The sequence below is a fragment of the Palleronia salina genome, from assembly GCF_900141995.1.
Classification (GTDB): Bacteria; Pseudomonadota; Alphaproteobacteria; order Rhodobacterales; family Rhodobacteraceae; genus Palleronia; species Palleronia salina.
The window spans coordinates 1-18339 of record NZ_FQZA01000001.1; the positions used below are offsets into that span (position 1 = coordinate 1).

The following is an 18339-nucleotide window of genomic DNA, read 5'->3' on the forward strand; positions in this document are numbered from 1 at the left end:
CGGGCTTCTCTCGCTTCCCAGCCATTCTCTGGTCCTCTCCATGACGGGATCATTCTATCCCAGTGGGCGGACCACTTCAGAGGGGGCATTTCACTGCCCTGCCAGGCGTGCCCATAGAAACAGCGATGCTGCTCGTACACCGATTCTAGAACCATCACCCGCGAGGCAGACAAAGACGCCCGCCAGGTCGCCCGCGAAGTCGTCCGAACAGAGCAATCCGCGGTCTCAATGAAGCTGCCAAAGAAGGTCGAGATTCTGTTCGAACACCTCAAGCGTATTCTCGACCTCGGAGGGCTACGACTATGGGGGTCATGCGGCGCGAACGACGATATCCTGCTCGCCGCTCCCGCCCGGGAGCCGCCACAGACACTTTAGGCGGGGAACGGACCTTCGCTGCGTCCGCGAGAGCGACCCGCGCCGTCCGTGAAAGCGGACGTTCAGCCGGGCATCACGGCCGGCCCCTCTCGCATCGGCACGATGGGCGGAGAGCCGCCGTTCGCTGCTGGTGCGCGACCCCAGTCAACAAAGGTGGGAAGCAGGAATTCGCGACACCAGCAAACAAATCGCCCGAGCCGCCATGTTCAGATCGATGACGAGCCGGCAAGGCGCTCGACTATGTGGGGAATCTTGGCGAACTGCACAGGGTTCGTTGCGACAGGAATACATGAGAATTTCCCGGGCAAGCCAGCACAACCGTAGGTCGTTGTGAAGCAAATGGCACACCTCCCTCAAGCAACAGCACCGCGACTGCGTCGGCCACACCGCCGCATGAAGGCGTCGATTTCCTCCTATCGGTTCATGACCAAGCAGCAGAACCACCCTAATTGCCACAAGGAGAACCTAGGTCAATTTGCTCTGACAGAATCTCATTTGGCCAGTACTGTCAAAACGATTGGCCGGTCGAAGTAAGTACTGAAATAACCAAGTTTTGGAGCGCACTTGCGAAATCAGCTTCGCCTCTCATAGAAGCTCAACTCCACCCTTCGCATTTTCAATCTTGGACTGCGTTGGAAACATTATCTCGGCTGACTGGACATCATTCTGGAGAATTCGACTTGGAAGAGAGATTTCGCGACTTCTTCTTCGCGCCCTTTTCTACGACGGCCTTTTCGGAAAGATCTCTTTCCAACCGCGCTGCCCGGAGCCTTTGCGTCTTGGCTTGGCGCGCAGAGTTCTCTGCGTCGGTCATGCCTTTGACGATCCTGCTAACGCTATCTGCCTTGGTCTCGGAGGCGGTCGGGCGGAAGACCGGCTTCTTGTTCAACAAGCTATTCTCCATTTCTGAATGAGGCGACAACAACGGACCCGTGCGTATTCTTGTGTATTTGGTGCCGAGCCTTCTATCAGCGATCTGCAATGCAGATTTCGGCGCCCGCTGAGCTACTAAGCGAGTCAATCGAGATCGGCGCCCGCCATGCGGAGCCAAACGCTGCGGTAAAATACGATTACGCTAGTTCAGACATCCGGATCGTTGCAAAACAGATCCTTCTACAAGCGGTCTCGAAATTGCCGACTCAGCGCAGTGAAGAGGGCGCCCGAAGACGCCCTGCTCATAATTCGCTAGGATCGCTCAGACTAACTGAAGGTTGGCTGCGGACTCTCGGCCGTCGCGGCCGGATTCGATGTCGTAGGTCACTTTCTGATCGTCGCTCACGGTCGTTAGACCGGCTCGTTCGACAGCCGAAATGTGAAGAAAGACATCCTTGCCGCCCGTTTCGGGGGCAATGAAACCAAAGCCTTTGGTGGGGTTGAACCATTTCACGGTGCCGTTGGCCATATCCGTGGTCTCCTGTACTGAACGCTGCCCGCAGGATGCGGCAGCCCGGCAAAGTCAGACTTAGAGATCGACTGAAGCCGGATGAACGGGAGCAGAGGGTCGCAGAGCAAAACGTTGACATGTTTTGTATGGACGTTAGCGAGCCAGAACACAAGGGCTATAAATCGGCGACCTCGCCTTCGGGCAAAAAGGAAGGCGCCTATTGACATACCTCCTGCTCGCACCCATCTACCTCCACAGAGCGGCATTTCAACACGTTTCGTGCAGGAGCGCGGCAGGCAGATGGCCTCTTGCTCCAACTACAAATGACTGCATCGGCTTTTGCGTACTTGACCACACCGGCTCTCTGCTCGGCTAGCATTCGGAAACTCGAAGCGACTGAGATTGGGTATCGGAACCTTGTTCTCTCGGTTGATGCCTTAACTGCCCATTACTTTTTCTCGAAAGAGAACTGTTCAGCTGCGCGTAGCGATAGCAGATAGCAAGATCGCGCCCCTAGCTGGTGGGTAAGGCTTCCTGTCGAGCAGTATAACGCGCTGGCCTGGCAGCTGAATACCTACCGGAAATTCCTTTACAGCGACGCGGCGCTTTCTCCGCAGGAGGATACTTAATGAATACCCCCGACTGGCTCAAACCAGGTGTATATGGGGCCGTCATCGGCGCCGCACTCGTCGGAACCCTGGGGTTCACTTGGGGTGGCTGGGTGACTGAGGGCACCGCGAGTGACAGAGCGACCTCGATGTCGCAGCAGGACGTCATCGCAGCCATGGTGCCAGTCTGCCTAGAGATGGCACGAACCGACCCTAAAAGATCCGCGAAGATTGAAGCTATTCGAGAAGCCTCGCCGTATCAGCGACGAGATGCATTGATGGAAGCTGGCTGGGCGACTGTCCCAGGTGCGGAGGCTCCAGACCGTGACATCGCCGAAGCCTGTCTTGGACCTCTGGATATCGATGCTGTGCCTGCGCCTACGAGCAACAGGGTCGACGAAGGATGACCGCACATATCTCGAAGCCCAGGTCGAACGCGTCCACTAACCGCAACATAAGGGCGCTCGTCGCGTTGGCTGGCGCAATCGCCCTGCTTGCTTTTCCGGCCTTATCTCAGGACGGCACTGGATCAGCACCCAAAAATGCCGAAGCACGGTCATACGGAGCCGGTTGGGACTGTAAGCCAAGATACAGACTAAACGGCTTAGACTGTGTAGCTATCGATATTCCAGAGAACGCCTATGCTACGAACACATCCTACGGCCTGGGCTGGGCGTGTGATCGCGGATACAAGCAAGTGGCAAGTTCGACCTGCGAGGCAATACCAGTTCCCGAAAATGCATTCCTGAGTTCATCGGGCTACGACTGGAAATGTGATCGAGGATACCGGCAAGATGATGAGACCTGCATTAAAATCGATCTTCCAGAGAACGCATATCTTGCAGAAGGTCCCTCAGATTATGGATGGCTATGCGCACGCGGGTTCATTCCTTTGCGGGAGACCTGCGTGCCCATTGCGGTGCCCGCCAACGGTTATCTCACCAACGCGCGCTATGGTGCCCAATGGGCATGCGAGAGGGGTTTCTCGAAGTTGGATGGGCGCTGCGATCCCATCGAACTTCCTGATAATTCTTACCTAGAATCGGAGTCTTACGGGCCTGGATGGCGCTGTGAGCGTGGATACGCGCCCGTGGATCAGGTCTGCGTATTGATCGATCTGCCAGCCAATGCGCACCTTGACAGATCTGGAAACCGCTGGCGTTGCGACCGCAATTTCCAATTATCTGGCGAGGAATGTACTCTTGGAAGGTAAAAACGCTGATACGGAAGGGGCCGGCGAAACCGATCTGAGGATTCAGATTGGATGTCGCTTGAGCTTCCGGTTCTCCCAGCCGACGCCGCTCATCGCGATGCTGAACGTACACTTCTCTCGTTTCAGCGATTTGGAGCGTGCGGATTATCTTGTAACATCGCCGAGTGTTCCGCTGGAAAGCTTTCGAGACGATTTTGGAAACTGGTGCACACGCATGGTGGCGCCAGAGGGCAATTTTGATCTCACGACCGATGGGATCTTCCGCGACAAGGGGCAGCTTGATCCTGTCGCTCCGGATGCGGTCCAACATAGAGTTCAAGACCTACCGTTCGAGACCTTGCATTATCTTCGTGGCAGCCGTTATTGCGATACAGATTTGCTATCAGAGGAAGCATGGCGGAACTTTGAGAATACCGTCCCCGGTTGGTCACGGGTTCAGGCAATCTGTGATTACGTGCATTCGACCATTTCTTTTGACTACATGAAAGCACGCGCAACGCGTACATCGTCCGAAACGCTGGCTGAAAAGCAAGGTGTTTGCCGGGATTTTACGCATCTCGCCATCTCGTTCTGCCGATGTATGAATATTCCGGCGCGCTACTGCACCGGATACCTAAGCGAGCTCGGCCAACCTGAACCTCATGCCCTGGACGACTTCGCTGCATGGATGGAGGTATTTCTGGACGGGCAGTGGTATGTCTTCGATCCGCGAAACAACAATAAACGGAAGGGTAGGATCTTGATTGCCCGCGGTCTGGATGCAGGGGATGTCGCCCTTACACAAACCTTCGGCCCTAGCGTACTTACCGAATTCTCCGTCTGGACACGACAAATTTAGGATTGTTCGCCCCAAAAGAACGCTCAACGCTTCTCGTGAATTTTAGTCCTTGATCGCCGGGTGCGCTATTCCGGTTGAACGTCCTTTGTTTGCAGATATCGGCCACTTTCTTCACACTTTCTTACTTTAACCTATGTGAGAACAAACATGAATACGTCCATCAAAACAACCGCGATATTCCTGCAGGATTTCAATCTGCGCAATTTCGATGAAACGCTACCTGCGGGCGAATACAGCATTGAGACTGGGGCTCAAGGCGTGGTGGGCCTTTCACCTTCAAGCGCCTGTCCAGCTTTTGTAATAGTGCATTTGCACCCAAGACCGTCGCATCCTGGGCTCAGCCGTACTTTCACCATGCCGCTGGCAGATTTAGAGTATGCAGTGGCCAAGGACAAGGCAACCGGCAAGCCGCTCTTGGACTATTTTATTGAGGAAATGCTCGCGGATCCGATGGTTTGTCTCGTTATGCAAGCAGATGGTTGGACAGACTGCGAAGTTCGAGAAATCTACTCTGGCCAATCGCGTGATCGATTGAGGGTGAATGAGTCGCGCCACCCCGAACCGGAACTGAGGATAATTGAGTGCCCACAGGTAAGTGGGCCACGCACTGGAAGCAATCGCCCTGGTATTGGGGAGTGATTAAGGATCGGAAGATGGTTGTTCATCCTTAAGACGGATCCCGACATCCTTCTTTTGCAATAGGTTCTCAGTGGCACCAAATCGGTTAAAGACCGGATTGCGACCTAAAGAGCTAAGCGAGTGAAGGATGAAAAGTCAGTCTTCGATGTGTTTTCCATTACGGCCGATGGCCCTCCGCGTCGCGCGACGCGCGCCACTGGTGGTCCATATGATGTGTCAAATCCCCTACGTTTCTGCCGCCGACAAAAGGGGCCGTTTATGGCAAATCTCAGTTTCCGGATCGTTCATTGGAGCAGCCGCATCGAACGGCGGCAAAGTCCGCATAGCCGACCTTTGGCTGCGCCGGGGGTGCGCAGGCGCGGCGAACGTCGGGTTCGGCGGGCCGCGCTGCAGCATCACGAGCCGGGACTGAAGTTCGGCTTCGGGCCGATCGTGATGAACGGGTGCTCCGGGTGGGGACCGGCCATTCGCAGCGCCAGGCGCGAAGGTCGGCCCAGGGCCGTTCGCATCGAAGCCGCCCAGGCAGCGACCGCGGTATGCGCAAGCATCGTCGTGGGGAGTTGGGCTCAGACCGGACCTTCGCCGCGGATCGGTGCTATGATCTGCCGTCGGCTGCATGCCGAGTACGCGGTGGGCATGGTGGATCGGAGGATCCACCATGCCTGCTAAGAATTTGCCTGCCATTCGCGCCTGCCTTCCCGCTTGGAACAAGGGGCGCATCGTCGGCCAGAAACGACCGCTTCAACCGAAGCATGTCTGGGCGATCCGAGTCCGCCTCGAGATCGCCCAGCGGACCCGCGAACTGGCGCTCTTCAACCTTGCCATCGATAGCAAGTTGCGCGGCTGCGATCTGGTTCGGCTCAAGGTCGCCGACGTTTTCGCGGCCGGTCAGGTCAAGCACCGCGTAACGATCGTTCAGAGTAAAACCCAAGGACCGGTGAGTTTTGAGATCACCGAAGACACACGGAAGGCAATCGCGACTTGGCTGGAAGATCCCCTGATGGTCGGGTCGGAACACCTCTGGCCGGGCCGGTTTCACGAGCGACTGCATATCTCGACCCGGCAGTATGCCCGACTGGTTCGGGAATGGGTGGCCTCCATCGGCCTCGAGCCGAGCGCCTACGGCACCCATTCTATGCGCAGGACCGAGGTTGCACAGATATACCGTAAGACCGGCAACCTCCGAGCGGTGCAGCTCTTACTCGGGCACACGAAGATGGACAGCACCGTGCGGTATCTCGGCGTCGAACTTGAGGATGCGCTCGCCATCGCGGAGGCGGTGGAGATCTGAGCCTGCTGGGCCGGTCGCAGAGATGATCATTGCGGCGGTGCAGTTTCCCCATACCGGACTTTCATGGCACCGCGCAGCATAGCCCAAGACCCTGAGGTCCGCAGTGCGGGACGAAGCTGCGGTTCGCGTCACCAATTTGATTGGACAAAGTCCATCGCCCAGACATCGTTCGGACCGATGGCTTCCTGGCGATCCTCACGCAGCTTGGCCTTCACCCGACGCTTCGGATGCTTGTTCCGCAGCTGAAGGCCTAACTCGTTGTAGATTCTGCGAGTCTTCTTCATGTTTATCATCCATCCCTCCCTTCGCAGCAGCACATGGACGCGGCGATAGCCGTAGCGCACGCGGGTCTCTGCGATCTCCTTGATCCGCCTCTCGACGGCCGCCTGGTCGGTGCGCCGGGACTTGTAGTGGAACGTCGAGGTGTCGAACCGAAGGGCCCCACAAGCCCCGCGGATCGACACGCCCCAATCGATGCACATCCCGCGAACCAGTTCGCGCATCCGGCCAGGCTTCAGAGCTTTCGGCGGATGACGTCCTGCAACATCTCCCGATCGAGTGTCAGGTCGGCCACGATCTTCTTCAGCCGGCTGTTCTCGTCCTCAAGCGCCTTCAGCCGGCGCATCTCGTCGGGCAGCAACCCGCCGTATCGCTTCTTTCGGTTGACATAGGTCGCCTGGCTGATTCCGTTCTGCGCTAAAATCGATCCACTGGATCGATTTCCATACGCTTGAACTGCGGCAGATCTCCGCCACCGGCGCGCCTTCCTCGCCCTGCTTCAGCGCGAAGGCCTTCTCAGCCTCTGTGAACCTCGATGCCTTCATGCTTTCCGCTCCTCTCCCAGCCAGGAAAGCTTACCGGAAACTCCAGCATCAAATGGTCCAGTTCTCAGGGGGGGGCAGATCAAGCTGCGATACGTCTTCGCTAGAACAAATTGCGCGCAATCGCGGAAGCTGGATGAGTGACGAGCTCAGCTTCCGTCGTGAGAAAATGTCTAATTTGGCTTGGAGAAGTGGGTGGGTAGTTAGGGCTCGCCCGCCGCGATCTTCAATTTTTGCCATGAAAATTCAATGACTTAAAATAAAAATGTGGAGGCGAGTACCGGAATCGAACCGGTGTACACGGATTTGCAATCCGCTGCGTCACCACTCCGCCAACTCGCCGCCGGTGGTGTGGGGCGGGCATACTCCGAAGTGCGGGGCATCGCAAGCGGCGTTGCGCATGGTGGTCGCGATCTTGCTGGACTGCCGGTCGAGCAAAGCGTTCGGCGCAGCTCGTCCTCTCTTGGGTCCCGGCCAGCCGCGACATGACAGGTGACAGCCGCGGGGTCACGTCCGTCGGCGCGGACGCGGCGACGTGGATCAGCGTCGCGATGCAGTGGGGGTGATGACGGACGCGGACTGTCCCGAGTTTGGCGATAAAGGGCCCGGGCCGGCATCAGTGTTCAGGGCCAGTACGCCATCAAGGCGTTCCCTGGACCTAAATATGGCAAAATTGCGAAAACGCTTTGGAATTCGCGCGCGGTATGGAAAGTATAATTCTGTCTCTAATTGCCTTGGTTTGCTGCTGTAATTCAACCTGGGCGGGAATTGAAAGAGGCAATACAATTCTAGTGGGGCCTAAAAGGGGGTACTTATGGCTTAAAGGACATTCATTCTGGCGACGACCGCGCTGACGCTTTCGGCAGGTTTCGCCATGGCAGACGGCAACGAGGCGTGGCTCGTTCAAGAAGGCAACGGTTTCCACAGCGGCAGCATCGATCAGTCCGCCGGATCCGACAACGATGCTGGTGCGGACGGCAATCCGATCGTGCAGCGCAACCAGTTCACCAATGTGCCGAACACTCTCAACATCGTCCAGAGCGGTTCGAACAACAGCGTCGGCTTGGGACCGATTGTGAACCGTGGATCGGGCTTCTACCAGTTCAACCAATCCGGCGCAGGGAGTGATGCCGTCGTCACACAGGCCGATAGCGGCAACTCGATCGGCACGATCTACCAGTTCAACAAGACCGCCACCGCAACGCGCACGTCGCTGTCGGTGACGCAAAGCGGGGGTGATGACAACACCATTACCGAGATCACCCAGATCCGCGATGGCTCGACCGACGGGACCGCACCCGGGCGTCTCGGCCATTCCGCCACTATCCTGCAATCCGGTGGATCCAACCTGATCGCGAAGGCCAGGCAGACCGGCGCCGATCAGGACATGGATCTCGAACAGTCCGGCAATGGCAACGTGATCCTGAACGCCAGCCAGTCGGGTGCCTCCAACGAGATGTTTGTCGATTTGGTCGGCAACCTGAACGGGACGGAGAATTTCGAACTCACCGGCCCCAACAACGCCGGCGAGTTCGCCCGGGCGGTCGGTATTCCGCATAGCGAACTGACCCAGGCCGGCACCGGCAACTTCATGGACGTGATGATCACGGGCAACGAAAACCGCTATGGCATCGCCCAGTCGGGCGATAGCAACTCGGTGGGTCAGATCACCGTGACCGGCAGCAAGAACGATCTTGCGATCAAGCAGGACGGTATCGGCAACATCGTGTCCGTCTCGGACATCGCCAGCAGCTTGAACAAGATCGGCATCACCCAGCTTCAGGACGGCAACATCGCCGACGTCGAGGTCGCGGCCGGTTCCGGCGGCAACAAGTTCGGCATCTACCAGGATGGTTTCGGCAACAACACCTATGTCGATATCTCCGGCGGCGGCAACAACGGTGCCGGTATTCTCTTCGGTGCGGGTTCCGCGTTGGCGCCGACTGTCGATGCGGTCGCGACCGCCTTCGGCGGATGGCAGCTCGGCATGGTGAAACAGCTTGGCTCCTCCAACGACGCGGACGTGCTTGTCGACGGGAGCGACAACAAGTTCGGCATCCTGCAGGACGGCGCGAGCAACGAGTCGCTCACGAGCCAGACGGGAACCGCGCACCAGGTCGCCGTGGCGCAGGTGGGCAGCTTCAATGTCTCGAGCGTCATGCAGTCCGCCTCCGGAAACGCCGCGGGCGTCATGCAGTAGGCCAGAACCGGATAGGGGCGGGACCGGGTTCCGCCCCCACATCGAGGACCCCGCGCCGGTTTCGGAGCGGGGTCTTTCGTGTTGAAGAGGGAGCTGCATCTCGACTGGACGAGCCTTAACCCTTGCGATGATTTTTTGCTCTATCGGGGGGGCGCGGCGGCTGCTACGGGCACGGCGAACGTGTTCGCCGTGACGTGGCGGTATACGCTCGCAGAAGGCATGTCTCGCCGGGCCGCCGATGGCGGACGCCGCGCGGATCGAAAGCAGAGGGACGCGATATGTTCAATGTTCTGGCCGCCGCCTGGGCCCTTTTCCTCGGGATGGCCCTGCTCATGGTCGGCAACGGCATGCAGGGCACGCTTCTCGGTGTCCGTGGCGAGATCGAAGGGTTCTCGACGCTCGAGATGTCCTTCGTCATGTCGGCCTATTTCGCGGGCTTCCTGGGCGGATCGAAGCTGGCGCCCGAGATGATCCGGCGCGTGGGCCACGTGCGGGTCTTCGCGGCGCTGGCGTCTTTCATCTCGGCGATCCTGATTCTCTACCCGGCGATCACCCAGCCCTGGGCGTGGGTGCTCTTGCGGGTGCTGATCGGGTTCTGCTTCTCGGGCGTGTACGTGACGGCCGAGTCGTGGCTGAACAACTCGGTCACGAACGAGCGGCGGGGGCAGGCGCTGTCGCTTTACATGATCGTCCAGATGTCCGGCGTGCTTGCGGCGCAGGCGCTGCTGGTCACCGGGGACCCGTCCGGCTTCGTGCTGTTCATCATCCCGTCGGTCCTGGTGTCCATGTCCTTCGCGCCGATCCTGCTGTCGGCCACGCCGACGCCCGCCTTCGAGACCACGAAGCCCATGAGCCTGCTGCGGCTCTATCAATCATCACCACTGGGATGCGTCGGCATCTTCCTGGTGGGCGGCGTCTACTCGGCGCAGTTCGGCATGGCGTCGGTCTATGCCTCGCAGATCGGGTTCTCCGTTCGGGAGGTCGCGATCTTCGTGGGCGCCATCTACCTTGGCGGGCTGATCCTGCAGTTCCCGATCGGGTGGCTGTCGGACCGGCTGGACCGGCGGCTGATGATCCTCGGGGTTGCCGCGCTGGGTGGCGTGGTCTGCATTCTCGGCCTGTTGCCCGATCCCAGCCTGGCGCTGCTGTGCGTGGCGGCCTTCGTGCTGGGGGGCATGGCGAACCCGCTCTACCCGCTGCTCATCGCCTATACCAACGACTACCTCGATTACGAGGATATGTCGGCCGCCTCGGGCGGGCTGATCTTCATCTTCGGGCTCGGGGCCATCGCCGGCCCGCTGGCCATCGGTGTGCTGATCGGGTGGCTCGGGCCCATGGGGTTCTGGGTGTTCCTTGGCGTGCTGATGCTGGCGCTGGCGGCCTATGCCGGTTACCGGATGACGCGCCGCGCCTCGCCCGACCGGGACGAGTACGGTCAGTACATCCCGATCACGCCGACCACCCACGCGGTCACGCTGGATGCCGCGCAGGAGTGGCTGCAGGAGCAGGCCGAGGAAGAAGAAGAGCAATCCGCGACCGCGGATGGCACCGACGACACCGACACGCGCGCGGCGGGCTAGCCGCCCGCTCGCGCCTTGATAAGACGTTTCCCTTGCGGCAGGTTTTGAGTGCGACGAAGGGATAAGGGCAGTGGAATGACGACACCCGAAGAGGTCCTGGCCTTTTGGCTGGATGAAGTCGGCCCCGAGGGCTGGTACAAGTCCGACGACGGGCTCGACGACACGATCCGCAGCCGGTTCACCCCCGTCTACGAGCAGGCGACGGAGGGGGGGCTGTCGCTTTGGCTGACCTATCCGTCGGGCACGCTGGCCTACCTGGTCGTCACGGACCAGTTCCCGCGCAACATGTTCCGAGAGGACAGCCGCGCCTACGACATGGACCGCTTCGCGCGCGCCGCCGCCAAGGTGTCCATCGCGCGGGGATGGGATCTGAAGATCGACCCGCCGGCGCGGCAGTTCTTCTACCTGCCGCTGATGCATTCCGAGAACCTGAGCGACCAGGACCGCTGCGTGCGCCTGTTCGCCGAGCGGATGCCCGAGGCCACGGCGAACCTGCTGCACGCCCGGGCCCACCGCGAGGTGATCCGCGACTTCGGCCGTTTTCCGCACCGCAACGCCGCGCTCGGCCGTAATTCCGGACCCAAGGAACAGTCCTTTCTGGACGAGGGCGGCTACGGTGCGACGGTCCGTCGCCTGCAGGCCGCCGCCTGATTGATCGGCCCCGTGCAGGAGCTAGCTGGCACGTGAAACCGAAGAAATACGCCCGGCGCGCGGGATCGCGCCCGGGCGGGAAGGATATGTGTCATGCGATTTGGTTGGGCCACGGCGGCGGCGATCGTGATCGGCTTCGTGCTGATCGTGCTGCCGCTCATGTTTCGTTCTGACGGCACCGATGATCTTGAAGTGACGGTGGTGCCGAACTGGCTGCATCTGTCGGGCTACGCCGTCCTGGCCGTGGGTGTTCTCATGTTGATCCGGGTGATCCGAAAGCGACGTTGATGCAGCACGCCAGTGTCGCGCCGGGCGCGCGCACCGCCACAGACTGGACACTGGCCGCCGCGCTGTTCGTTGCAGGCCTTCTGGCCGCCGGGCAATTCGCCAAGGTGGCCATGGGGCTTCCCGTGCTGGCGGGAACCTTCGACCGCCCGCTGACCGCGGTGGCATTCCTGGTCTCGGTGCTGGGGGTCGTCGGCATCGTCGGCGGCGTCCTGGCCGGTGGGGTGGTGGCGGCCTTCGGCGCGCGGCGGGTGCTGTTGGCGTGCCTGTGGCTTGGCGCGGCGCTGTCGGCCGTACAGGCCATACCCTTGCCGTTTCCCGTCTACGTCGCCTTGCGGGTGATCGAGGGGGTCTCGCATCTGGGGATCGTGGTCGCCGCGCCCCCGCTCATGGCCGCCGCGGCCACCGACCGGGACCGTCCACTGGCCATGGCGGTCTGGGCGTCGTTCTTCGGCGTGTCCTTCGCGCTGTTCGCCGTCGCCGCGCCGCCGATCCTCGCCACGGGCGGGATGGCGGCCCTGACCGCGGCGCACGCCATGGGCATGGCTGGCATCGCGCTGGTTCTCGCGGCCCGGCTGGAGCGGTCGACGCGCGCGCCGCTGCGTCTGGACCCGGTGGCGGCGCATGTGGAGATCTACACGTCCCCGCGTCTCATGGCGCCGGGGCTCGGCTTCGTGTTCTACACGCTCGCCTTCGTGGCGCTGGTCACGCTGCTGCCCGCGGCCCTTGGCCGGCCGCAGCTGGCGGTCAGCCTGCCGCTGATCGCGCTTCTGGGCACTTTCGGGGCCGGGCCGCTCATGCGGCGCATGGCCCCGGACGTGGTCGCGGCCCTCGGCTTCGTCCTGACGGCCGCGACCGCGATCCTGCTACTGGCCGGGTGGGACGACGCGGCGCTGCCTTTGTTTCTGGTGATGGGGCTGGTCCCGGCGGCGAGCTTCGCCATGATCCCCGATCTGAACGACACGCTGCCAGACCGGGCGCGCGCCACGGGCTGCATCGCGCAGATGGGCAACGTGGGCACGACGCTGGGCACGCCGGTCTTCGCCGCCGCCTACGCCGTGGCCGGGCTGCCGGGGATGATGGCCGCGCTGCTTGCCGCCTGTGCCGCCGGATTGGGCGTGACGCTGCTGATGCGACGGATTGTCCGTGCATCCCTGCCGCAAATGTCTTAATGTTCCCCTAACGTTCCAATTTGGTGATTGCGTTCACGGTGCCCGCGCCTATCTGGCAGGGCAACGGAAGAGGTTTTCATGGCCGAGCTGAAGAATATCGAGGTGCGCGGCGCGCGCGAGCACAACCTCAAATCCATCGATGTCGACATTCCCCGGGACCAGCTGGTGGTCATCACCGGCCTGTCGGGGTCCGGCAAGTCGTCGCTTGCCTTCGACACGATCTATGCCGAGGGACAGCGCCGCTATGTCGAGTCGCTGTCGGCCTATGCGCGCCAGTTCCTCGACATGATGCAGAAGCCCGATGTCGATCACATCAGCGGCCTGTCGCCCGCCATCAGTATCGAGCAGAAGACCACGTCGAAGAACCCGCGCTCGACCGTCGGCACGGTCACCGAGATCTACGACTACATGCGGTTGCTGTTCGCCCGGGTCGGCACGCCCTATTCGCCGGCCACCGGCCTCCCCATCGAGGCACAGCAGGTGCAGGACATGGTCGACCGCGTGATGGAGATGGAAGAGGGCACGCGCGGCTACCTGCTGGCGCCCATCATCCGCGACCGCAAGGGCGAGTATCGCAAGGAGTTTCTCGAGCTGCGCAAGCAGGGCTTCCAGCGCGTGAAGGTCGATGGCGAATTCCACGATCTGGACAACCCGCCCACGCTGGACAAGAAATTTCGCCACGACATCGACGTGGTGGTGGACCGCATCGTGGTGCGCGAAGGGCTCGAGACGCGGCTGGCCGACAGTTTCCGCACCGCGCTGGACCTGGCGGACGGCATCGCGGTGCTCGAGACCGCCCCGAAAGAGGGCGAGCCGGAACGCTTCACCTTCAGCGAGAAATTCGCCTGTCCGGTCTCGGGCTTCACCATCCCCGAGATCGAGCCGCGCCTCTTCTCGTTCAACGCGCCCTTCGGGGCCTGCCCGGATTGCGACGGCCTGGGGGTCGAGCTGTTCTTCGACGAGCGCCTCGTCGTGCCGGACCAGAACCTGAAGATCTCGGACGGTGCGCTGGCCCCGTGGCGCAAGGGGAAATCCCCGTATTTCCTCCAGACGATCGAGGCCATCGCCAAGCACTACAAGTTCAAGCAATCGGACAAGTGGGTGGACCTGCCCGACGAGGTGAAGAACGTCTTCCTGTTCGGCTCGGGCGAGACGCAGATCAAGTTCCGCTACGACGAGGGCGGCCGCGTCTACGAGGTCACGCGCCCCTTCGAGGGTGTCATCCCCAACATGGAGCGCCGCTATCGCGAGACCGACAGCAGCTGGATCCGCGAGGAGTTCGAGCGCTACCAGAACAACCGTCCCTGCGGCACCTGCCACGGCCACCGGCTGCGCCCCGAGGCGCTGGCGGTGAAGATCGCGGGCCTGCACGTGGGCGAGGTCGTCCAGAAATCCATCCGCGAGGCGTATGAGTGGTGCGAGAACGTGCCCGCGTCGCTGAGCAAGCAGAAGAACGAGATCGCGCGCGCCATCCTCAAGGAAATCCGCGAGCGTCTGGGCTTCCTGAACAACGTGGGATTGGAATACCTGACCCTGTCGCGCAACGCGGGCACCCTGTCGGGCGGCGAGTCGCAGCGGATCCGCTTGGCCAGCCAGATCGGCTCTGGCCTGACGGGCGTGCTCTACGTTCTGGACGAACCCTCGATCGGCCTGCACCAGCGCGACAACGACCGCTTGCTGACGACGCTGAAGAACCTGCGCGACCAGGGCAACACGGTGATCGTGGTTGAGCACGACGAGGAAGCCATCCGCGAGGCCGACTATGTCTTCGACATCGGCCCCGGTGCGGGCGTCCACGGCGGACAGGTCGTGGCCCATGGCACGCCGGCCCAGATCGTCGAGCAACCGCAGAGCGTGACAGGCGACTACCTGGCCGGGCGGCGCGAGATCGCGGTGCCCGCCGAGCGCCGGAAGGGTAAGAAGAACAAGGCCATTCGCGTCGTCAAAGCCAGCGGCAACAACCTGCGGGACGTGACCGTGGATTACCCGCTGGGCAAGTTCGTCTGCGTGACCGGCGTGTCGGGCGGCGGCAAATCGACCCTGACGATCGAGACGCTGTTCAAGTCGGCCTCCATGCGCCTGAACGGCGCCCGCCAGACGCCCGCGCCTTGCGAGACGATCAAGGGGCTGGAGCACCTGGACAAGGTGATCGATATCGACCAGCGGCCCATCGGCCGGACTCCGCGTTCGAATCCAGCGACTTACACCGGGGCCTTCACACCGATCCGCGACTGGTTCGCCGGTCTGCCCGAGGCCAAGGCGCGCGGCTACAAGCCCGGGCGGTTCAGCTTCAACGTCAAGGGCGGCCGCTGCGAGGCCTGCCAGGGCGACGGCGTCATCAAGATCGAGATGCACTTCCTGCCGGATGTCTACGTGGAATGCGAGACCTGTAAGGGCGCGCGCTACAACCGCGAGACTCTGGAAATTCAGTTCAAGGGCAAAAGCATAGCAGACGTTCTTGATATGACGGTTGAAGATGCGCAGGAGTTCTTCAAGGCGGTCCCGTCGATCCGCGAGAAGATGGACGCGCTGGTGCGTGTCGGTCTCGGCTACATCAAGGTCGGCCAGCAGGCGACGACGCTGTCGGGCGGTGAAGCGCAACGCGTGAAACTGTCGAAGGAGCTGGCCAAGCGGTCGACCGGTCGCACATTGTACATTCTGGACGAGCCGACGACCGGTTTGCACTTCGAGGATGTTCGAAAACTGCTGGAGGTGCTGCACGAGCTGGTGGACCAGGGCAACTCGGTCGTGGTGATCGAGCACAACCTGGACGTCATCAAGACGGCGGATTGGCTGATCGATATCGGCCCCGAGGGCGGCGATGGGGGCGGCACGGTGGTGGCCACCGGAACGCCCGAGGACGTGGCCGAGATCGCCGAGAGCCACACGGGCCGCTACCTCAAGCCCATGCTTCAGGCGCGGAAGGTGGCGGCGGAGTGATCCGCCGCCGCGCGGGGCCTCAGTTCAGCACCTCGGCCAGCGCGATGATGTCGAGGATCGCGCGCGTGGTCGGATCCACGCGATAGATCTGCCGGTCGTCGCGGTAGTAGCGCACACCATCCACGTCGCGCAGGTCGTAGCGGTCGTAATCCGAGATGCGGCGCAGCCGATCACGCAGGATGATCTCGTCCACGATATCGCCCACCGTGTAATCGGGCACGCCGTCGTATCCGGACCGTGCGGCCTGCTTGGCCTGTCCCGGCGGCACGCAGGGCGGGTTCTTCTTGGCAAGGCCGGGCGGGCAACCGGCCGCGGCCTGGCCAACGGCCTTTCCGTTGCCCTTGCCGTTGGAATGGTTGCCGGCCAGGGCCGGCGCGGACAGGGCGCAGGCCGCCACAAGTGCGGTTGCGATCAGGTTTTTCATGATGACCTCGTTCACTGGTAAACGTTCGCCTGTGAACGCGGCGGACGGGGCGGGGGATCCTGTACCGTTTCGATACTGGCGAGACCCCGCCTATTCGCGGACCAGCGCCAGGACCTCGCGGGTGCGGAAATCGACCCGGTAGATGCGGTCGTCGTGTCTCACGTAGACCCAGCCGTCGCGCGCGGGCGGGAGTCCCAGGTACGCCGTGCCGACCAAGGCATTGAAATCGCTGCCGTCCAGATACGCGCCGACTTCCAGGGGCGGGGGTGTCGTGATGATCGGTGCGCGCTGCCAGTGCCCCGCGCCGCCGCTGCGCAGACCTTCGCCTACCGAGACGCATTTCGCGCCGGTTCCGGCGGTCGTGCAGGCCAGTGCCGGGGCGGCGGACAGGGCGAACAGAAGGATTGCGGACGAGCAGCGCATGGGGATCGAACCCCGCGCCGGCCCCTCGGGTTCCCGTCAGGCCGCGAGGTCGATCCAGACGGGAACGTGATCGCTGGGTTTCGTGCGGGCGCGCAGGTCCTTCTCGATCCAGCAATCGTTCAGCAGATCCGCGGCTTGCGGGGTCAGCAGGTGGTGGTCGATGCGGATGCCGTGGTTCCGCTCCCACGCGTTGGCCTGGTAATCCCAGAAGCTGTAATGCCCGCCGCCCTGGTGGCGGACGCGGAACGCCTCGGTCATGCCCAGGGCCAGAAGGCGCCGGAAGGCCGCGCGGCTGTCGGGCATCGCCAGCGCGTCGTCGCGCCAGGCCTCGGGGTTCTTGGCATCTTCATCCTGCGGTATGACGTTGTAATCGCCGCAGAATACCGCCGGCTCTTCAAGCGCGAGCGTTTCGGCCATGCGGTCGCGCAGGCGGTCCATCCAGGCAAGCTTGTAGTCGTATTTCGGCCCCGGCGCCGGGTTGCCGTTGGGCAGGTACAGCCCGCAGACGCGAACGGGCCGGTCGCCCATGACAGTCGCCTCGATATAGCGGGCCTGCTCGTCGCTTTCGTCGCCGGGCAGCCCCCGCGACACGTCCTCGAGCGGCAGCTTCGACAGGATCGCGACCCCGTTGAAGCCCTTCTGTCCGTGGGTTTCGACGGTGTAGCCCAGGTCCTCGATGGCGGCGGCCGGGAAAGCCTCGTCCACCGACTTGATCTCTTGCAGCACGGCCACGTCGGGCGCGCTGTCCTTCAGCCATTCACACAGGCCGTCAAGGCGTGCCTTGACACCGTTGATGTTGAAGCTGGCGATTTTCATGGTGATCCGGTCCCGTTGGCTTGGCGACCGGTATATCAAAAGGGCGGGGCGCGTCCATCGCGCCGGGTCCGTCGTCGCGGACCTCAGGCCCTCTTCTTGTCCGATGCGCCTTCTGCGCCGTCGGTCTTCTGCATGCGGGGACGGCGTTCTGCCGTCGCGGCGGCGTCGCTGCTGCGGATCTGCGAGAAGAGCGTGCTTTCGATGTCGGACACGCTTCCGAACAGGCGATGTCCACGCAGCCTCTGGTCGGTGGCCGGTGTGTCGACGCGGCGGGCGAGCCGTTCGTCGATATCGCGGGCGTGCATACTCATCACATTGGACCCTTTGAAGTTCGAGATCACGTGGCCGCGACCACCGCGGCGTTGGGGCTCATCCGGGACGCGGCGCTGCGGAACAGGCCGTCGCGGCGGGCACGGATGGGGTGGCAGGGAGCGATGAACAGGTTCCGCTGGTTCATGCCCAGGGTCGACAGGGCTTTCTGACGGTTCTCACGGGCGATGGCGATGTAGTTCATTTTCTATGTCCCTTTTGCTGGGTGGCTGTCTTTACACTCTCAGGTTGAGGGTGTGACGCGGCGAAAGGGAAGGGTTCGCTATTCAACGACGCGTCGCGGATCCGGAAACAATCCGACACAATCGCGACACAATCTGATCTTTTCGGTTAGGTTTTCGGGCAGGGG

The 18339-nt window shown here is 61.9% G+C and carries 17 protein-coding genes, 1 tRNA gene and 2 pseudogenes; 11 read left to right on the top strand and 9 right to left on the bottom strand.

Annotated elements, in window-relative coordinates:
* Nucleotides 1-87 precede the first annotated feature (87 nt).
* Nucleotides 88-375 (top strand): annotated as a pseudogene (locus tag BUB76_RS18065) (transposase); the annotation flags it as partial.
* 661 nt (nucleotides 376-1036) lie between these two features.
* Here BUB76_RS18065 and BUB76_RS17460 read toward each other — a convergent pair.
* Together BUB76_RS17460 and BUB76_RS00005 are read right to left on the bottom strand one after the other, a co-directional pair.
* Nucleotides 1037-1267 (bottom strand): hypothetical protein, encoded by a 231-nt coding sequence (locus BUB76_RS17460; RefSeq protein WP_139250735.1) that lies wholly within the window; start codon nucleotides 1265-1267, stop codon nucleotides 1037-1039.
* Nucleotides 1268-1570: 303 nt separating this feature from the next.
* Nucleotides 1571-1777 (bottom strand): cold-shock protein, encoded by a 207-nt coding sequence (locus BUB76_RS00005; protein WP_073125206.1) that lies wholly within the window; start codon nucleotides 1775-1777, stop codon nucleotides 1571-1573.
* 610 nt (nucleotides 1778-2387) lie between these two features.
* Here BUB76_RS00005 and BUB76_RS00010 point away from each other — a divergent pair.
* From BUB76_RS00010 to BUB76_RS00020, 4 genes are all read left to right on the top strand, one after another.
* A complete protein-coding gene (locus BUB76_RS00010) occupies nucleotides 2388-2774 on the top strand; it encodes a hypothetical protein (RefSeq protein ID WP_073125211.1) in 387 nt (128 codons plus the stop codon).
* 729 nt (nucleotides 2775-3503) lie between these two features.
* Nucleotides 3504-4418 (top strand): transglutaminase-like domain-containing protein, encoded by a 915-nt coding sequence (locus tag BUB76_RS00015; RefSeq protein WP_236737821.1) that lies wholly within the window; start codon nucleotides 3504-3506, stop codon nucleotides 4416-4418.
* Between the two features lie 147 nt (nucleotides 4419-4565).
* Complete coding sequence (locus tag BUB76_RS17270) at nucleotides 4566-5057, top strand: hypothetical protein (protein WP_175550241.1); 492 nt, start codon at nucleotides 4566-4568, stop codon at nucleotides 5055-5057.
* A gap of 658 nt (nucleotides 5058-5715) precedes the next feature.
* Nucleotides 5716-6348 (top strand): tyrosine-type recombinase/integrase, encoded by a 633-nt coding sequence (locus BUB76_RS00020; protein ID WP_073125216.1) that lies wholly within the window; start codon nucleotides 5716-5718, stop codon nucleotides 6346-6348.
* A gap of 143 nt (nucleotides 6349-6491) precedes the next feature.
* Here the strand turns inward: BUB76_RS00020 and BUB76_RS17275 are convergent.
* Both BUB76_RS17275 and BUB76_RS00035 read right to left on the bottom strand, forming a co-directional pair.
* A pseudogene (locus BUB76_RS17275) lies at nucleotides 6492-7172 on the bottom strand (IS3 family transposase); the annotation flags it as partial.
* A gap of 265 nt (nucleotides 7173-7437) precedes the next feature.
* Nucleotides 7438-7511, bottom strand: a tRNA-Cys gene (locus BUB76_RS00035).
* Between the two features lie 532 nt (nucleotides 7512-8043).
* On the opposite strand from BUB76_RS00035, the gene BUB76_RS00040 reads away from it, so the two are divergent.
* From BUB76_RS00040 to uvrA, 6 genes are all read left to right on the top strand, one after another.
* Nucleotides 8044-9369, top strand: a complete 1326-nt coding sequence (locus tag BUB76_RS00040; RefSeq protein ID WP_073125219.1) for a hypothetical protein — start codon at nucleotides 8044-8046, stop codon at nucleotides 9367-9369.
* Nucleotides 9370-9647: 278 nt separating this feature from the next.
* Entirely contained in the window at nucleotides 9648-10949 is a 1302-nt protein-coding gene (locus tag BUB76_RS00045; protein WP_073125220.1) for an MFS transporter, read from the top strand.
* 75 nt (nucleotides 10950-11024) lie between these two features.
* Nucleotides 11025-11600: a DUF924 family protein gene (locus BUB76_RS00050; RefSeq protein WP_073125221.1), complete on the top strand. Its 576-nt coding sequence runs from the start codon at nucleotides 11025-11027 to the stop codon at nucleotides 11598-11600.
* A gap of 93 nt (nucleotides 11601-11693) precedes the next feature.
* Nucleotides 11694-11888 (top strand): hypothetical protein, encoded by a 195-nt coding sequence (locus BUB76_RS00055; RefSeq protein WP_073125222.1) that lies wholly within the window; start codon nucleotides 11694-11696, stop codon nucleotides 11886-11888.
* Complete coding sequence (locus BUB76_RS00060; RefSeq protein WP_073125223.1) at nucleotides 11888-13057, top strand: MFS transporter; 1170 nt, start codon at nucleotides 11888-11890, stop codon at nucleotides 13055-13057. The genes BUB76_RS00055 and BUB76_RS00060 overlap by 1 nt, the downstream gene beginning before the upstream one ends.
* A gap of 78 nt (nucleotides 13058-13135) precedes the next feature.
* Nucleotides 13136-15997 carry an excinuclease ABC subunit UvrA gene (uvrA, locus tag BUB76_RS00065; protein WP_073125226.1) on the top strand — a complete coding sequence of 954 codons (2862 nt, stop codon included), beginning with the start codon at nucleotides 13136-13138 and terminating at the stop codon, nucleotides 15995-15997.
* Nucleotides 15998-16016: 19 nt separating this feature from the next.
* Here the strand turns inward: uvrA and BUB76_RS00070 are convergent, their stop codons facing one another.
* The 5 genes from BUB76_RS00070 to BUB76_RS17795 form a co-directional block, all read right to left on the bottom strand.
* A complete protein-coding gene (locus tag BUB76_RS00070; RefSeq protein ID WP_073126446.1) occupies nucleotides 16017-16421 on the bottom strand; it encodes a hypothetical protein in 405 nt (134 codons plus the stop codon).
* A gap of 90 nt (nucleotides 16422-16511) precedes the next feature.
* Nucleotides 16512-16844 (bottom strand): hypothetical protein, encoded by a 333-nt coding sequence (locus tag BUB76_RS00075; protein ID WP_073125230.1) that lies wholly within the window; start codon nucleotides 16842-16844, stop codon nucleotides 16512-16514.
* A 36-nt stretch (nucleotides 16845-16880) separates the two neighbouring features.
* On the bottom strand, nucleotides 16881-17660 hold the full coding sequence (xth, locus tag BUB76_RS00080; protein ID WP_073125232.1) for an exodeoxyribonuclease III: 780 nt from the start codon (nucleotides 17658-17660) through the stop codon (nucleotides 16881-16883).
* Nucleotides 17661-17743: 83 nt separating this feature from the next.
* Nucleotides 17744-17971, bottom strand: a complete 228-nt coding sequence (locus BUB76_RS00085; protein WP_139250736.1) for a hypothetical protein — start codon at nucleotides 17969-17971, stop codon at nucleotides 17744-17746.
* Between the two features lie 26 nt (nucleotides 17972-17997).
* A complete protein-coding gene (locus BUB76_RS17795; protein ID WP_175481730.1) occupies nucleotides 17998-18174 on the bottom strand; it encodes a hypothetical protein in 177 nt (58 codons plus the stop codon).
* Nucleotides 18175-18339 lie beyond the last annotated feature (165 nt).

Bases quoted from the DNA above. Each gene is read 5' to 3' on its own strand.
- BUB76_RS00060 (WP_073125223.1), top strand. From the start codon at position 11,888: ATGCAGCACGCCAGTGTCGCGCCGGGCGCGCGCACCGCCACAGACTGG.
- BUB76_RS00085 (WP_139250736.1), bottom strand. From the start codon at position 17,971: ATGAGTATGCACGCCCGCGATATCGACGAACGGCTCGCCCGCCGCGTC.
- BUB76_RS00075 (WP_073125230.1), bottom strand. From the start codon at position 16,844: ATGCGCTGCTCGTCCGCAATCCTTCTGTTCGCCCTGTCCGCCGCCCCG.
- BUB76_RS00055 (WP_073125222.1), top strand. From the start codon at position 11,694: ATGCGATTTGGTTGGGCCACGGCGGCGGCGATCGTGATCGGCTTCGTG.
- BUB76_RS00010 (WP_073125211.1), top strand. From the start codon at position 2,388: ATGAATACCCCCGACTGGCTCAAACCAGGTGTATATGGGGCCGTCATC.
- uvrA (WP_073125226.1), top strand. From the start codon at position 13,136: ATGGCCGAGCTGAAGAATATCGAGGTGCGCGGCGCGCGCGAGCACAAC.
- BUB76_RS00050 (WP_073125221.1), top strand. From the start codon at position 11,025: ATGACGACACCCGAAGAGGTCCTGGCCTTTTGGCTGGATGAAGTCGGC.
- BUB76_RS00005 (WP_073125206.1), bottom strand. From the start codon at position 1,777: ATGGCCAACGGCACCGTGAAATGGTTCAACCCCACCAAAGGCTTTGGT.
- xth (WP_073125232.1), bottom strand. From the start codon at position 17,660: ATGAAAATCGCCAGCTTCAACATCAACGGTGTCAAGGCACGCCTTGAC.
- BUB76_RS00020 (WP_073125216.1), top strand. From the start codon at position 5,716: ATGCCTGCTAAGAATTTGCCTGCCATTCGCGCCTGCCTTCCCGCTTGG.
- BUB76_RS17795 (WP_175481730.1), bottom strand. From the start codon at position 18,174: ATGAACTACATCGCCATCGCCCGTGAGAACCGTCAGAAAGCCCTGTCG.
- BUB76_RS00045 (WP_073125220.1), top strand. From the start codon at position 9,648: ATGTTCAATGTTCTGGCCGCCGCCTGGGCCCTTTTCCTCGGGATGGCC.
- BUB76_RS17270 (WP_175550241.1), top strand. From the start codon at position 4,566: ATGAATACGTCCATCAAAACAACCGCGATATTCCTGCAGGATTTCAAT.
- BUB76_RS00070 (WP_073126446.1), bottom strand. From the start codon at position 16,421: ATGAAAAACCTGATCGCAACCGCACTTGTGGCGGCCTGCGCCCTGTCC.
- BUB76_RS00040 (WP_073125219.1), top strand. From the start codon at position 8,044: ATGGCAGACGGCAACGAGGCGTGGCTCGTTCAAGAAGGCAACGGTTTC.